Source organism: Kitasatospora sp. NPDC001095, assembly GCF_053598615.1.
The window spans coordinates 114,381-129,755 of sequence record NZ_JBSFKQ010000001.1 but is presented as its reverse complement, the minus strand read 5'-3'; the positions used below and the strand labels follow the sequence as shown (position 1 = coordinate 129,755).

Sequence of the window (15,375 nt, the reverse complement as noted above, 5' to 3'; positions counted from 1 at the left end):
ACCGGGCGCGGCGCGAGATTTGCGGGCCATCCGGGCGAAGGGGCGCCACAGGCCCCCTCCGGCGGGGGATGGAAGAGCGGGGCCCCCGGCTGAGCGGGCCCGTCGTGGGCGGCGCCGAGCCCAACCGCCGGGCCGCGGAATCCCCTGACAGGGCGGAGCAATCGATGAATCCGAAGGTTGACGACCGGGTGCCGGTCCTGATCGTGGGCGGCTCGCTGGTGGGGCTGTCCGCCTCACTCTTCCTCGGTCGGCTCGGGGTTGGACACCTGCTGGTCGAGAAGCACGCCGACACCTCGCACCATCCGCGGGGGCGCGGCAACAACGTCCGCACCATGGAGCTGTACCGGGTGGCCGGGGTCGAGCCGGCGATCCGCGAGGCGGCCTCGATCCTCGCTCCCAACCACGGCATCCTCCAGGCGCCGTCGCTGACCGGCGCCGAGCAGGAGTGGCTGTTCCGGGAGATCGACCCGGGCGGCCGGCTGGCCCGGTTCAGCCCCAGCTCCTGGTGCCTGTGCAGCCAGAACGACCTGGAGCCGGTGCTGCGGCGCGCCGCCCGCGAGCTCGGCGGCGACCTGCGGTTCAGCACCGAGCTGGTCTCCTTCGAGCAGGACGCGGACGGCGTCACCTCGGTACTGCGCAGCCGGGAGAGCGGCGAGGAGCGGGTGGTGCGCTCGAAGTTCCTGATCGCCGCGGACGGCCCGCGCAGCCCGGTCCGTGAGCGGCTGGGCATCGGCCGGTCGGGCAAGGGCGAGCTGTTCCACAACGTCAGCATCACCTTCCGGTCCAAACGGCTGGCCGAGGTGGTCGGCGACCGCCACTTCATCGCCTGCTACCTGACCAACCCGGAGGCGGACGGCGCGCTGCTGCCGGTGGACAACCAGCAGGAGTGGGTCTTCCACGCGCCCTGGCACCCCGAGCACGGCGAGGCGCTGGAGGCCTTCACCGACGAGCGCTGCGAGCGGCACATCCGCACCGCCGTCGGGCTGCCGGAGCTGGACGTCGAGGTCACCGGCCGGGCGCCCTGGCACGCCGCCGAGCGGGTGGCGGACCGGTACGGCGCCGGGCGGGTCTTCCTCGCCGGGGACTCCGCCCACGAGATGTCCCCGACCGGCGCGTTCGGTTCCAACACCGGGATCCAGGACGCCCACAACCTGGCCTGGAAGATCGCCGCCGTGCTGTGCGGCTGGGCCGGGCCGCGGCTGCTGGAGTCGTACGGGCAGGAGCGCCGCCCGGTCGCCCGGGTGACCAGTGAGCGGGCCTCGGCCCGCTCCGCCGAGCACAGCCACCCGGGCTACGCGGTGGTGACGGGCGTCGGCCGGCAGGCCGGGGTGCTGGCGGTGGCGCTGGGCTACCGCTACCCGGTGGGCGCGGTGGTCGGCGCGGACCGCGACGGCCCGGTCGTCCCCGAGCAGTTCGAGTCGGCGGGCGAGCCGGGCAGCCGGGCCCCGCACCAGTGGCTGCTGCGGGCGGGGGTGCGGCTGTCCACGCTGGACCTGTACGAGCAGGCGATGGTGCTGCTGACCGGCCCGGAGGGCGGCGCCTGGCAGGCGGGCGCCCGGCGCGCGGCCGACCGGCTGGCCGTCCCGCTGGACGGCTTCCGGATCGGCGACGGCGCCGAGGACGACCTGGCGCCGGAGCCCGGCGCGGACTTCGCCGCGCTGCACGGCATCGGCCCCCAGGGTGCGGTGCTGGTCCGCCCGGACGGCTTCGTCGCCTGGCGCTCGACCGGCCCGGCGCAGGACGCGGAGGCCGAGTTCGCCACGGTGCTGCGGACGGTTCTGGGCCTCTGAGGACGGGACGCGGAAGGGCCCGCCGGTCGCACGGCCGGCGGGCCCTTCCGCGTCTGTCCGGGGTCGGTCAGTGGCCGCCCTCGTCGACCACCTCGACGTCGGCGATCTCCTGCTCGATCGCCTCGGTCGGCAGCGCGACCCGGATCGCCCAGTAGTAGATGACCAGCGAGAACGCCGCCACCAGGGCCATGTCGCCCCACATCGGGATCCGGCCGGTGCCGTCCCCGAAGCCGCCCTGCCAGGAGATCAGGCCGAGGCCCACCAGGTACGGGGGCAGCCACTGGGCGGACTTCCAGCTCAGCCGGGGCGCGTTCGGCAGGCCCTTCCTGATCGCGTACGCGGCGTAGCTGCCGAGCAGGAGGTAGCCGAGCACGATCGCGATGCCCAGGCGGGAGAGGGTGTGCCAGCCGGACCAGTAGATGATCAGACTGGAGACCACGAACGCGGCGGGGGAGATCAGCCCGCCCGCCGGCAGCCGGTAGGGGCGCTCGTGTCCGGGCAGGCGGCGGCGCATCGCGCCGAAGGCCAGCGGGGCGCCGGCGTACATCAGCACGCTGGCGGAGGTGATGAAGCCGACCAGCTCCTGCCAGCTCGGGAACGGCAGGAAGCAGATCACGCCGGTGACGAAGGCGATCACCAGGCCGAACCACGGCACGCCGTTCCTGTCCAGCTCCTCGAACCGCTGCGGGGCGTAGCCGTTGCGGCTCAGGCCGTAGGAGATGCGGGAGGTCGAGGTGGTGTAGATCAGGCCGCTGCCGCCGGGGGAGACCACGGCGTCGGCGTACAGCACCCAGGCCAGCCAGCCGAGGCCGACCAGGGTGGCGAGGCCCGCGAACGGGCCGTCGATGCCGGGGAAGTCGAGCTTGTCCCAGCCGTTGGCGAAGGTGCTGACCGGCAGGGCGCCGATGAAGACGACCTGGAGCAGGGTGTAGATCAGGCTGCCGATGGCGACGGATCCGAGCACGGCGCGGGGGATGTCGCGCTTGGGGTTGCGGCTCTCGCCGGCGAGCTGGATGGCCTGCTCGAAGCCGAGCAGGGCGAAGATGATGCCGCTGGTGCTGATCGCCGCGAGCACGCCCTTGGCGCCGAACGGCGCGAAGCCGTGCGAGGTGAAGTTGGAGCCGTGGAAGTTGGTCACGGCCAGCACGAAGATGGTCAGCAGCGGGACGAAGATCTTCAGCCAGGTGGCGATGTTGTTGGTGCGGGCCAGCACGCGCACGCCGAGGAAGTTCACCGCGACGAACACCGCCATCAGCACGGTGGCGACGACGAAGCCGCTGACGGTGAGGGTGTTGTTGTCGTTGAGCAGGCCGGCCGCCCAGGGCCAGTGCCGGGCGTAGCCGATCATCGCCTCGACCTCGATCGGCGCGACGGTGGCCGCCTGGAGCCAGGAGAACCAGCCGAAGGACATGCCGGCCAGGCCGCCGAAGGCGTAGTGCGGGTAGCGCGCGGTGCCGCCCGAGACCGGGAACATGCTGCCGAGCTCGGCGTGGACGAGCGCGAGCAGCACGATCGCGACCGTGCCGATGCCCCAGGACAGGACGGCGGCCGGGCCCGCCGCCATGACGCCCTCCTTCGCGCCGAAGAGCCAGCCGGAGCCGATGATCGAGCCGACCGAGGCCCACATGAGGCCGACGAGCCCGACGTGGCGACGCAGCGACCGGTGGGTGGTCCCGGAATCGGAGCCGGTGCCCTGATCGGGCGGTGAGATCTGGTTGAGGGAAGCCATGAACGATCTCTCTGTGGGTGGGGGCCCCGAGGTGGGCGGAGCGATGAGAGTTGCCACACAGTAGGACTTTTCAGGTGCCCCTGCACAGATTTCATTACTGAATGTTTACATTTTTTTCTGGACGTCCTTGCAGGTAGGAGGCTGTCTGTTCAGTCGTCTGTTACGTGACCGGTGGGTAGGTTCACCGTTTGAGCGCGAATTGAGCTTCCCTCTTCGGTCCTGGCAAGGTGGAGCGCCCGGCCGCGCATGGGAATGGCAGCTTTCGCATAGCCATGACACGGGGTGGGCGGGCGCGGGCCGGCGGGTGTCGAGCGGTGGCCGCGGGTGACCGTGAAGAGGTCCCGCGATCCGATCGACCGGATCGCGGGACCTCCGCGCAGCGTCGCCCCGAGGTGCTGTGGATGTGGTGAGTTCAGGTATCCGGATCAGGGGGAGGGCGGTCGCTGCCGCGCCGCCGCAGCGGTGATCGTTCGCGGCGGAGCGCGTGGACCTGTGGGAGGATGCCCATGTCGGTGCCCCGGCCCGATTACGGCGGGCCGGGGCTCCACTTATGCCGTTGGATCAGTTCTTCTTGTCGTAGCCGCCGCCGTGCCCGCCGCCGCCGTGCTCGCCGTAGCCGTAGCCGAAGTCGTGGCTCACGACGCGGAAGCTGCCGACGACGCCGTCCTCGACCTCGATGCCTTCACCGTGGTGGAGGCGCGGGCGCACACCGTCGCTGGAGCTGTGGGGCCCGACGGTGGCGATGGGGGCGCCGTTGTCGCAGACCGCGCCGCTGAAGAGTTCGACGGACCGGTGGCTGTCGTTGCGGACGTTGAGCGACTTGGCACCCAGGCCGCTGATCACGGTGATGCAGCCGAAGTCGTCGGCGGAGTACGACCGCTCGTTGACGTGGATGATGCCGCGACGCTCGTGACCCTTGTGGTGGCGACGCTCCTCGCCCTTGCCCTCGTTGCCCTTGCCCTCGTTGCCCTTCGAGCCGCCGTCGAGCGGAGCCAGGGCGGGGGCGGCCGCCGGGGCGGGGGCGGCCGCCGGGGCGGGGGCGGCCGCCGGGACGGCCTTCTGAACGACCGGGGCCGCCTGAGTCACGGGCTCGGAGGCGGCCGAGGCGTAGGTGATGCCGGTCACGGCCACGGCCGCCGACGCCGCGAGGACAATGGCGGTGGTCATGTTCTTCATGGACCTTCTCCTGGTTTCCTGTTCTGGACTGGATCGGCTTGGTGCCGACATGAATGAACGTATCGACTGGCTAATTCCTTGTCATATTAATCCGTGCCAAATGGTTGACGGCGGGGGCCGAATGGGTGGTCAGATGCGCCGTCGAACTGTCCCCCGGGCCGATTTGTCTGGCTGTCACGTTGCCTCAAATCCCCTGATTGCAACGCGAGTTGACGGTGCGGACGAGGTTGGCGGGATCGCGCCCCGCCCCCCTCGCTCATTTGGAGTGCTGTCGGCCTGCCTGCGATGGCGGACCGGAATGACGGCCTGCCAAATCGCGGGCACCGAGGTTCGCGCCGAGGGGCTGTGCCGGGGCGGGCGCGGGGAGCGCCCGCCGCTCGACGGGGGCCGACGCCCGGCCGACCCGATCTCGCCGCAGGTCGGCTGGTCCGTGGTGTCCCGTAGGTGGCCCGAGGGGGCCTGAAGCGATCACCGAACGGCGGCATAGGCTGTTCCGGTGCGTCTCGTGATCCTCGCCCCGCCGGCCCGCTAGCGGGCGGCCCACTCCACCCACTCCGGCCTGACGGGACCAGCCCGCAGCCGGGGCGATGACTGCCGCCCGCGTACCCCGCGGACCCGAACCGGCAACTCATCGTGGAGTACCTACGCATGACCTCGAACGCCGCCGTGCCCTTCCGGCACGGCCTCCTGTCCATCTCCGCCGCCGCCGTCGCCTGGGGCGTGGGCGGCGCCGTGTCCGCGCTGCTGATGCGCACCGGCGGGCTCGGCCCGGCGGGCGTCTCCTGCTGGCGCTTCGGCGTCGCCGCGCTCTGCCTGGTGCTGCTGCCGAGCCGTGAACCGCGCGGTGAGCGCGGCACAGCCCGGTGGCGCGCCGCCGGGCTGACCGGACTCGCCCTGGCGGTCAGCCAGTGCGCCTACTTCGGCTCGGTGCGGTACGCCGGGCTCGGGCTGGGCACCCTGATCACCATCGGCGCCGGCCCGGTGTTCACCAGCCTCGGGGCCCACCTGCTGATCGGCGAGCGGCTGACCCGTCGCGCCGCGGCCGCGGTGGCCCTGGCCCTGGCCGGCCTCGCCCTGCTGGTCGCCGCCCCGGCGGCGGGCCCGCGCCCGGCGCTCGGCGTCGCGCTGGCCGTCCTCGCGGGCGCCGGCCAGAGCGGCCTCACCCTCTGGGCCCGCGGCGGCGGCTCGGCCAGGGCCGGTACCGGCGCCTTCACCACCGGCCTGCTCTGCCTGCTGCCGCTCGCGGCCGTCCAGGGCGCCCAGGGCGTCCTGCCGACGGGCGGGGACCCGGTGGTGAGCGCGGTGGCGCTGCTCTTCCTCGGTACGGTCCCCACCCTGTTCGCCTACCGCTGGTACTTCACCGGCCTGACCGCCGTGCCCAGCACCACGGCCGCGGTGCTGGTCCTGTTGGAGCCCGCGACCGCGGCGGTGATCGGCGTGCTGTTCCTCGGCGAGCCGCTGACGGCGGGCCTGCTGGCGGGTTCGGCGCTGCTGCTCGCGGCCATCGCGGCGCTGGCGCGGCCGTAGACCGGCGGGCGGTGGGCGGCGGCCACCCGGGCGGGCGTCCTGTGGTCGCCGGGGGGCCTGGCGGCGTGCTGTCGTGGTCCGCATGAACAGCTCACTCCCGGCCCGGTCGGCCGCCGCGGCCGCCTCCGTCCTCCTGCTCGCCGCCGTCGCCGGGGGCGCCGCCGGGGCCTTGCTCGCCGCCGCAGGACCGGCGGCGGCGAGCGGGCGCCGGGACGTCACCGCCGACCAGTGCCGGAGTGCGGGCGGGCACGTCGAGGGCAGCGGCTACTGCGTCGACGCGGCCGGCGACGACGCCTGGGGCCAGCCCATCGACGGCCAGGCGATCAACCCGGATCCGCGCCCCGGGGAGGAGTGAGCACGGCCGGGCGCCCCGCCCCCGGGCAGGGGAGCGGGGCGCCGTCCGCCACCGGCGTCACGGCACCGGGCGCAGGGTGACCGGGGCGGGGGTGAGGGAGCGCAGGACGAGGTCGATGTGCACCCTGGCGGCGCCCGCGCGGTGCAGGGCGGCGGCGATCGCCCGTAACTCCTCGGGGCCGGTACAGGCGAGGCGCAGCTCGAGGTCGGCCTCGCCGGCCAGGGCCAGACCGCTCTGGACGGCCGGGAACTGCGCCGCGAGACGGTCGAAGTCGAGCGGGACCGGTCCGTGGCTGATCCGGGCGATCGCGTGCAGCGCCCGGGCCGGCCGGGCCCGCCCCGGTCCCGGCCGGCCCGGGGCCGGATCGTCCGGGACGAGCTGGAGCGGGGCGGTCACCGGTGCTGGAACTGGACGGTCGGGGCCGGGGCGACGGGGGCGGTGCCGGGCGGGGCCGTCAGGGACCGTGTGGTCGCGGACGGCGTGGACACGGAGGGGGCGACCATTCGCGGGTCCAGCACCAGGGTGTCGATCCCGAGCGGGGCGGTGAGCTCGCGGAGGGCGGGCTCGGCGAGCTCGGTGTGGGCCTGGCCGGGCCCGAGGAGGGCGGCGAGGGCCTCGGGGTTGGAGAATCCGACCGCGCAGCGGCGGCCGTCGCGCAGGCGGAACAGGCGGAGGGCGGTGGTGCTTCCGGTGCCGGAGGTGGTGACCGGAACGTGCCAGACGACGCGGGCCATGCGGATGCTCCCGAGTGGGGTGGTGGTGCCTGCCGGAACTACTGCCTCGACGCTAGGGCGGCCCGGCCCGGAGATCCCCGGTCCTGACGCGCCGTTGACCGAATGGGGTCGTGCGTTGACGCACTCCTGACGCCCGGCTCACCCGACTGGCCAAACCACTGCCCGGGCCCTCCGCTTGCCACGCGTCCCGACCCGGACCACCGTGGAGTTCGGCCTCCCTCGCCTCCCCCGGTCACGCCCTCCGCCGGACCGGTGGGCGCCCGAAGACGGGGGGAGGTGGAGTCGGAGGCCTGTGACGAGATATCTTGACGTCAAGACGTTGGAGACGTGAAGCGGAGTACCGATGACTGACTCGACCATCATCTATACGCACACCGACGAGGCTCCGGCCCTGGCGACCTACTCGTTCCTGCCGGTGGTCCAGGCCTACGCCTCGACCGCGGGTGTGCGGGTGGAGACCCGCGACATCTCCCTGGCCGGGCGGATCATCGCGAGCTTCCCGGAGCGTCTGACCGAGGCGCAGCGGATCGGCGACGCGCTGGCCGAGCTGGGTGAGCTGGCCAAGACGCCGGGTGCCAACATCATCAAGCTGCCGAACATCTCGGCCTCGGTGCCGCAGCTCAAGGCCGCCATCGCCGAGCTCCAGGCCCAGGGCTACGCCCTGCCGGACTACCCGGACGACCCGCAGACCGACGAGGACAAGGACGTCCGCGCCCGCTACGACAAGGTCAAGGGCAGCGCCGTCAACCCGGTCCTGCGCGAGGGCAACTCGGACCGCCGCGCCCCGCAGTCGGTCAAGAACTACGCCAAGACCCACCCGCACCGCATGGGTGCCTGGTCGGCCGACTCCAAGACCAACGTCGCCACCATGGGTGAGAACGACTTCCGGTCCACCGAGAAGTCCGCCGTGATCGCCGCCGACGGTGCGCTGCGCATCGAGCTGCTCGGCGAGGACGGCACCACCACCGTGCTGCGCGACAAGGTGTCGGTGCTGGCCGGCGAGGTCGTCGACGCCTCGGTGATGCGGGCCGCCGCCCTGAACGAGTTCCTGGCCGCGCAGGTCGCCCGTGCCAAGGCCGAGGGCGTGCTGTTCTCGGTGCACCTCAAGGCCACCATGATGAAGGTCTCCGACCCGATCATCTTCGGCCACGTGGTCCGCGCGTTCTTCCCGAAGACCTTCGCCAAGTACGGCGAGGCGCTGGTCGCCGCCGGTCTGAACCCGAACAACGGCCTCGGCGGCATCCTGGCCGGCCTCGACAACGTGCCGCACCTGGGTGCCGAGATCAAGGCCTCCTTCGAGGCCGAGCTGGCCGAGGGCCCGGCCCTGGCCATGGTCGACTCCGACAAGGGCATCACCAACCTGCACGTGCCGAGCGACGTCATCGTCGACGCCTCGATGCCGGCCATGATCCGCACCTCCGGCCACATGTGGGGCCCGGACGGCAAGGAGGCCGACACCCTGGCCGTGCTGCCGGACAGCAGCTACTCCGGCGTGTACCAGGCCGTCATCGACGACTGCCGCGCCCACGGCGCCCTGGACCCGGCGACCATCGGCTCGGTGCCGAACGTCGGCCTGATGGCCCAGAAGGCCGAGGAGTACGGCTCGCACGACAAGACCTTCGAGATCGCCGCCGCGGGCACCGTCCGCCTGGTCGACACCGAGGGCAACGTGGTGCTGGAGCAGGCCGTCCAGCCGGGCGACATCTTCCGCGCCTGCCAGACCAAGGACCTGCCGATCCAGGACTGGGTCAAGCTGGCCGTCACCCGCGCCCGCGCCACCGGCGTCCCGGCGGTGTTCTGGCTGGACGAGACCCGCGCCCACGACGCGGTGCTGATCGAGAAGGTCAAGCAGTACCTGCCGGAGCACGACACCGCCGGCCTGCAGATCGAGATCAAGTCCCCGGTCGAGGCCACCAAGTTCTCGCTGGAGCGCATCCGCCGCGGCGAGGACACCATCTCGGTGACCGGCAACGTGCTGCGTGACTACCTGACCGACCTGTTCCCGATCCTGGAGCTGGGCACCAGCGCCAAGATGCTGTCGGTCGTCCCGCTGATGGCGGGCGGCGGCCTGTTCGAGACCGGCGCCGGCGGCTCCGCCCCGAAGCACGTCCAGCAGCTGGTCAAGGAGAACTACCTGCGCTGGGACAGCCTGGGCGAGTTCTTCGCGCTGGCCGCCAGCTTCGAGCACCTGGCGAGCACCACGGACAACGCCCGCGCCCAGGTGCTGGCCGACACCCTGGACCGCGCCACCGGCACCTTCCTCAACGAGGACAAGTCGCCGAGCCGCCGCCTCGGTGGCATCGACAACCGCGGCAGCCACTTCTACCTGGCCATGTACTGGGCCCAGGAGCTGGCCAAGCAGACCGCCGACGCCGAGCTGGCCCAGGCCTTCGCCGGCCTGGCCGCGACGCTGACCGAGCAGGAGTCGGCCATCGTGGACGAGCTGATCGCCGTCCAGGGCTCGCCGGTCGACCTCGGCGGCTACTACCAGCCGGACGCGGCCAAGGCCGCCGCCGTGATGCGCCCGTCGAAGACCTTCAACGAGGCGCTCGCCAACCTCGGCTGATTCCGGTCGAGTCGAGCTGACGAAGGCCCCGGGTCCGGATCGGACCCGGGGCCTTCGGGCTGTCCCGGTTCAGGCGCGGCCGAGCAGGGCGAGGGCGGTGCCGACGGCCTCGCGCAGCAGGAGGTACGGGCCGTGCGCCAGCGGGCCGTCCGCGCCGAGCACCGCTGCGGGGGCGCCGGCCCGGCGGGCGGCCAGCGCGGAGCGGACGGTGTGGAAGCCGTTGGTGACCACCGTGCAGCGGTAGCCGGGGCGCTCGGCGGCCATCAGGGCGGCGCTGAAGCGGAGGTTCTGGGCGGTGTTCACGGCGCGCTCCTCGCGCCGGATCCGCTCGGCCGGGACGCCCCTGGCCACCAGGTAGCGGGCCATCGCGGCGGCCTCGGTGCACTCCTCGTGCGGGCCCTTCCCACCCGTCACCAGGACCAGTGGGGCATGCCCGGCGGCCTCCTCGGCGGCGAAACGTTCCAGCGCGGCGTCCAGCCGGGCCGCCAGCGGGGCCGCGGGCTCACAGCCGTCCAGCGCGGCGCCCAGGACCACCAGGTAGTCCGAGCCGGTCGGCGCGGGCCGGCGGTGGCGGTGGTACAGCGCCAAGCCGAGGAAGCCGAGCAGCCAGAGCAGGACGTACCCGCAGAGCAGGACGGCGACGATCAGCAGGACGTGCATGTCTGTTCGAACGCCCGCGCCGGAACGACCGTTCCGCACCGGGTGGCACCGCTGTCCCGGGCCCCGGTAACGGCGGGACCCCCGTTCCGGAGGCGGAACGGGGGTCCCGGGAACGAGCGTTCCGCGGCGGAGGGCGGGCCTCAGCCCGCGTCGGCCGCCGGGGCGGCGCCGGCGACCGGGGCGGCCGGAGCCGCACCCGCGCGGCGGTCGCGCTTGTGCAGCGAGGCCAGGTAGGCGTTGTACGCCTCCAGCTCGGCGTCGCCGGTGCGCTCCTCGGAACGGTCGCGGCGGCGGGCCTGCCGCTGCTCGGAGCCCATCCACTGGTAGACCAGCGCGATCAGCACGATCGCGGTCGGGATCTCGCCGAACGCCCAGGTGATGCCGCCGGCCAGCTTCTGGTCCTCCAGCAGGTTCGTCCCCGGTGGTGCGCCCTCCACGGTGAAGGTGGTGACCAGCGGGTGGCCGGCCATCATCACCGCCACGCCGAAGAAGGCGTGGAACGGCATCCCCATGAACAGCTCGATGATCCGCATCACGTGGCCGGGGCGGTGCGGGCCCGGGTCCACGCCCATGATCGGCCAGAAGAAGGCCAGACCGGTGAGCAGGAAGTGCACCATCATGAAGATGTGCCCGAGGCGGTACTGCATCAGGAAGTCGAACAGCGGGGTGAAGTAGACCCCGTACAGGCTCGCGATGAACATCGGGATGGTGAACGCCGCGTGCGACACGATCCGGATGTACCGGCTGTGCAGCAGCGCCACCAGCAGCTCGCGCGGCCCGCGCGGACGGCCCTTGCCGGCCGGGCGCAGCGCCCGCAGGGCCAGCGTGATCGGGGCGCCGAGCAGCAGCAGGATCGGCGTCAGCATGGAGAGCACCATGTGCTGGATCATGTGCGCGCTGAACAGCACCATGCCGTAGTCGTTCAGCCCGGTGCAGGTGACCAGCAGCATGCTGGCGACACCCAGGGCCCAGCCGACCATCCGGCCGATCGGCCAGCGGTCGCCGCGCCGGTACAGCCGGACCACGCCCGCCGCGTACAGCGCCAGGACGACGAGACCGCCGAGCAGGAACACCCAGTCCGGGGACCAGGTCCAGACGTTCGACAAGGTGAACGGGCCTAGTTGGGTCATCCCGCCGTGGTGGTGCATTCCTGACATTCCGTCGCCCATCGGCGGGTCCTGCTTTCCGTCCTCGTGGTCCCTGGTGCGGGTCCGGTTCGCCCCTTTTGCTTGGCATACAGCCTAGGCGGGCCTTACCTCGGGCCTACCCCCGCCCCCTCCGTACGGGTGGCTCCCCACCGCGCGCCCGTCCTGGCCGGACCGACCGACCGGTCGGCAGGGAGGCTCGGAGAACGGCGACGGAACACGGGTCGGCGGCGCACCCGGGCCGGCAGCGCGGTCGGGGTGCTCCTCTGCACGCCCGTGACGACCAGGACGTCGGTCATCGTGCCGGCACCGCCGGCCGATCCCGCTCAGAAGGCGATCGTGAGGTTCGGGGGCGGGAAGGGGGCCGGCGGTCGTCACCGGGGCCGTCCCCAGTCGTGCCATGCGGTCACGGCGCCCTGGGACTGGGGTCTTTCCACGGTTCGAACGGACCGGGTCCGGTGCTGTCCTGTCGGGAGTGCCCACCGAAGCGAAAGGCCACTCCATGAGCCAGCCGATGAACGCCCCGGCGAACCGCCGGACCCTGCTGCGCACGGCTGCCGTGCTGCCCGCGGTCGCCGCCGCCGGCACCGCCCTCGGCGGCACAGCGGCAGCCGCCCCGACCGGCACCCCCGGCCTCCCCGACTTCGCACCGGTCCCGCCCGCGGCGAAGGGGCCGGCGATCAACGACGCGGGCTACCACGTCGGCCGGATCGACGGGAACCTCCACTGGGTCACCGACGGGAACTACCAGGCGATGTTCCTCAGCACCCGGGAAGGCGTCGTCCTGGTCGACGCCCCGCCGACCATCGGGCACAACCTGCTGCGGGCGATCACCGACGTGACGCGGGCCAACGGCCGGCCGTCGCGGGTCACGCACCTCGTCTACTCTCACTCGCACGCCGACCACGCGGGCGCCTCGTCGATCCTCGGCAAGGACGTCGTGCGGATCGGCCACGCCGAATGCCGGCGCCTGCTGCTGCGCGACGGCGACCCGAACCGTCCCGCGCCGACCGTCACCTTCGAGGACCGCTACACACTGGAGGTCGGCGGCGAGTGCCTGGAGCTGGCCTACCACGGCCCCAACCACAGCCCGGACAACATCTTCATCCACGCGCCGGAACACCGGACCCTGATGGTCGTCGACGTCCTGTACCCGGGCTGGGTGCCGTTCAAGAACCTCGCGGTCTCCCAGGACATCCCGGCCTGGCTGCGGGCGCAGGACATCGCCATGGGCTACCCGTGGCGGACCCTGGTCGGCGGCCACCTCGGCCGGCTGGGCGTGCGCGCCGACGGCGACCTCCAGCGCGCCTACACGGCCGACCTCGAAGCCTCCTCCCGGGCCTCGATGAACCTGGACCCCACCCCGTACTTCGCGAAGTACGGCCCGCAGGGCAACTCGTGGGCGATCTTCAAGACCTACCTCGACGCGGTGGCGGAGCGGGCCGCCGCACCGGTGATCGCGAAGTACACCGGCGTCCTCGCCGCGGCCGACGTGTTCACGCTCGACAACGCCGCGGCCATGGTCGAGTCCCTCCGGATCGACGCCGGGACCCTCGGCCCCTTCAGCACCCGCCCCTGACGCGTCTCTGCCGCTTCGTCAGGAGCGGCCCGAGTGCCACCCGATCCGGTTCCCGAGAAAGGGCACACGACCATGACCGGCCCGACCCCCGTCCTCTTCATCCACGGCCTGTGGCTGCACAGCGCCTCCTGGCAGCCGTGGATCGACCTCTTCCACGACGAGGGCTACGCCCCGTCGGCGCCGGGCTGGCCCGGTGACCCGGACACTGTGGAGGAGGCCCGGCAGAACCCGGAGAGCATCGCCGACCACGGCATCGACGACGTCGTCGAGCACTACGCGACGATCATCCGCGGCCTGGCAACACCGCCGATCCTCATCGGCCACTCCTTCGGCGGCATGATCGCCCAGAAGCTCCTCGGCCAGGACCTGGCGGCGGCGGCCGTGGCGATCGACGCGGCCCAGATCAAGGGCGTCCTGCCGCTTCCGCTGTCCGCACTGCGGTCGACGCTGCCGGTGTTCAAGAACCCGGCGAACAAGCACCGCGCGGTGTCCCTGACCGCCGAGCAGTTCCGCTTCGCGTTCGGCAACGCGCTGAGCGAGGAGGAGTCCGACGGGCTGTTCGAGCGGTGGACCATCCCGGCACCGGGCAAGCCCCTGTTCGAGGCCGCCGCGGCGAACTTCAACCCCCACTCGCCGGCCAAGGTCGCCACCGCCAACTCCGGACGCGGCCCGCTGCTGCTGGTGTCCGGCGGCAAGGACCACACCGTCCCGGAGTCGGTCACCCGGGCCGCGCTCAAGCAGTACCGGCACTCCGAGGCGGTCACCGAGTTCATGGCCTTTCCCGACCGCGGGCACTCGCTGACCATCGACAGCGGCTGGCGCGAGGTCGCGGACGCGGCGCTGACCTGGCTGCGCCGCCAGAGCCGGCAGGCCTGACCACCTCGCGGACGGCGGCACGACCGACGTCCGCCGAACCCGGCACCCAGCCAGGGGTCGCCGATCCTCCATCACCCGTCACCCGCCCTGGAGCGCCCAGTGAGATTCCCCCTGCCCGGAACCCGCGGCAACCGCCGACTGCTCGGCGCGGCCCTGGCCGTGGCCGTCGCCGTGGGCACGACGGCGGTCAGCACCGCCGCTGCCCCCACGTCCGCCTCCTCCCTCTCGTCCGCCGGTGAACGGATCCCCGCGGGGTTCAGCGAGCACCGGACCCGGGCCGGCGGCATCGGCCTGCACTACGTGACCGGCGGCCACGGGCCGACGCTGGTGCTGCTCCACGGCTACCCGCAGACCTGGTACGAGTGGCACCGCATCATGCCCGCCCTGGCCGAGCACTACACGGTCATCGCCCCGGACCTGCCCGGCGCCGGGCAGAGCGACGCCCCGCCCTCGGGCTACGACAAGAAGACGATGGCCGCCGAGCTGCACGCGCTGCTGGTGTCGCTCGGCAAGGACGACGACGTGCGGATCGTCGGCCACGACATCGGCACGATGGTCGCCTACTCCTACGCCGCGCAGTACCCCGCCACCGTCAAGAAGCTGGTCCTCAGCGAGGCGCCGATCCCGGACCAGGGCATCTACCAGTTCCCCTCGCTGACCGAGCGGGGCCCCGGGGTCTGGAACTTCGGGTTCTTCAACCTGACCGACGGCCTGCCGGAGAACATGATCCGGGGCCGTGAGGTCACCTGGACCGCCGGCTTCATCGGCGGGTTCGAGGGCGTTCCGGGCGCGGTGAGCCAGGACGACATCCGGGTGTACGCCCACTACCTGCGCGACCCCGCCCACCTGGCGGCAAGCCTGGCCTCGTTCCGGGTGTTCCCGCAGGACATCCACGACGACGAGCGGTTCCAGCGGACCCCGCTCCCGATGCCGGTGCTCGCCATCGGCGCGTCGGGCAGCCTCGGCCCGGCCGTCGGCGACCAGGTCAAGGCGTACGCCACCGACGTCACCGGCGTGACCGTCCCGAACTCCGGCCACTGGATCTACGAGGAGCACCCCGAGGAGCTGACCGCCGCACTGCTCGACTTCCTCGGTCGGCCCTGACCATCGAGGACCGGCTCCGGGGCGGCGGGACCACGCGACGACGCGCGGTCCCGCCTCCCTCGCCGCGGGAGGAGAACGACCCCTGCCTGAGACCCGCAGCCACGGGCCCGTGCCCGCGCTGTGATCCGTCGGAG

13 protein-coding genes are annotated in these 15,375 nt (G+C 72.7%); 7 read left to right on the top strand and 6 right to left on the bottom strand.

Annotated elements, in window-relative coordinates; genetic code table 11:
* Nucleotides 1-68: 68 nt before the first annotated feature.
* Nucleotides 69-1,790: an FAD-dependent oxidoreductase gene (locus tag ACWDBB_RS00540; protein WP_449787512.1), complete on the top strand. Its 1,722-nt coding sequence runs from the start codon at nt 69-71 to the stop codon at nt 1,788-1,790.
* 67 nt (nt 1,791-1,857) lie between these two features.
* Here ACWDBB_RS00540 and ACWDBB_RS00535 read toward each other — a convergent pair whose 3' ends face one another.
* Nucleotides 1,858-3,519, bottom strand: coding sequence for an APC family permease (locus ACWDBB_RS00535; protein WP_449787511.1), 1,662 nt, complete (start codon nt 3,517-3,519; stop codon nt 1,858-1,860).
* A gap of 561 nt (nt 3,520-4,080) precedes the next feature.
* Nucleotides 4,081-4,695, bottom strand: a complete 615-nt coding sequence (locus ACWDBB_RS00530) for a hypothetical protein (RefSeq protein WP_449787510.1) — start codon at nt 4,693-4,695, stop codon at nt 4,081-4,083.
* A 648-nt stretch (nt 4,696-5,343) separates the two neighbouring features.
* On the opposite strand from ACWDBB_RS00530, the gene ACWDBB_RS00525 reads away from it, so the two are divergent.
* Nucleotides 5,344-6,222 (top strand): EamA family transporter, encoded by an 879-nt coding sequence (locus ACWDBB_RS00525; protein ID WP_449787509.1) that lies wholly within the window; start codon nt 5,344-5,346, stop codon nt 6,220-6,222.
* An 82-nt stretch (nt 6,223-6,304) separates the two neighbouring features.
* A complete protein-coding gene (locus ACWDBB_RS00520; protein WP_449787508.1) occupies nt 6,305-6,577 on the top strand; it encodes a hypothetical protein in 273 nt (90 codons plus the stop codon).
* A 57-nt stretch (nt 6,578-6,634) separates the two neighbouring features.
* Here the strand turns inward: ACWDBB_RS00520 and ACWDBB_RS00515 are convergent, their stop codons facing one another.
* A complete protein-coding gene (locus ACWDBB_RS00515) occupies nt 6,635-6,973 on the bottom strand; it encodes a hypothetical protein (RefSeq protein ID WP_449787507.1) in 339 nt (112 codons plus the stop codon).
* Nucleotides 6,970-7,311: an SAV_915 family protein gene (locus tag ACWDBB_RS00510; protein WP_449787506.1), complete on the bottom strand. Its 342-nt coding sequence runs from the start codon at nt 7,309-7,311 to the stop codon at nt 6,970-6,972. Before ACWDBB_RS00510 ends, ACWDBB_RS00515 begins: the two co-directional genes overlap by 4 nt.
* 343 nt (nt 7,312-7,654) lie before the next feature.
* On the opposite strand from ACWDBB_RS00510, the gene ACWDBB_RS00505 reads away from it, so the two are divergent.
* The gene (locus tag ACWDBB_RS00505; protein WP_449787505.1) at nt 7,655-9,877 is read left to right on the top strand and encodes an NADP-dependent isocitrate dehydrogenase; all 2,223 of its coding nucleotides are present in this window, start codon (nt 7,655-7,657) and stop codon (nt 9,875-9,877) included.
* A 69-nt stretch (nt 9,878-9,946) separates the two neighbouring features.
* On the opposite strand, the gene ACWDBB_RS00500 is transcribed toward ACWDBB_RS00505, so the two are convergent.
* Together ACWDBB_RS00500 and ACWDBB_RS00495 are read right to left on the bottom strand one after the other, a co-directional pair.
* Nucleotides 9,947-10,537: a YdcF family protein gene (locus ACWDBB_RS00500; protein WP_449787504.1), complete on the bottom strand. Its 591-nt coding sequence runs from the start codon at nt 10,535-10,537 to the stop codon at nt 9,947-9,949.
* A 140-nt stretch (nt 10,538-10,677) separates the two neighbouring features.
* The gene (locus tag ACWDBB_RS00495) at nt 10,678-11,685 is read right to left on the bottom strand and encodes a cytochrome c oxidase assembly protein (RefSeq protein WP_449787761.1); all 1,008 of its coding nucleotides are present in this window, start codon (nt 11,683-11,685) and stop codon (nt 10,678-10,680) included.
* A 499-nt stretch (nt 11,686-12,184) separates the two neighbouring features.
* Between ACWDBB_RS00495 and ACWDBB_RS00490 the strand changes: the two genes are divergently transcribed.
* From ACWDBB_RS00490 to ACWDBB_RS00480, 3 genes are all read left to right on the top strand, one after another.
* The gene (locus ACWDBB_RS00490; protein ID WP_449787503.1) at nt 12,185-13,261 is read left to right on the top strand and encodes an MBL fold metallo-hydrolase; all 1,077 of its coding nucleotides are present in this window, start codon (nt 12,185-12,187) and stop codon (nt 13,259-13,261) included.
* Nucleotides 13,262-13,333: 72 nt separating this feature from the next.
* Nucleotides 13,334-14,137, top strand: a complete 804-nt coding sequence (locus ACWDBB_RS00485) for an alpha/beta hydrolase (protein ID WP_449787502.1) — start codon at nt 13,334-13,336, stop codon at nt 14,135-14,137.
* Nucleotides 14,138-14,236: 99 nt separating this feature from the next.
* Nucleotides 14,237-15,241 carry an alpha/beta fold hydrolase gene (locus ACWDBB_RS00480; protein WP_449787501.1) on the top strand — a complete coding sequence of 335 codons (1,005 nt, stop codon included), beginning with the start codon at nt 14,237-14,239 and terminating at the stop codon, nt 15,239-15,241.
* Nucleotides 15,242-15,375: the final 134 nt, after the last annotated feature.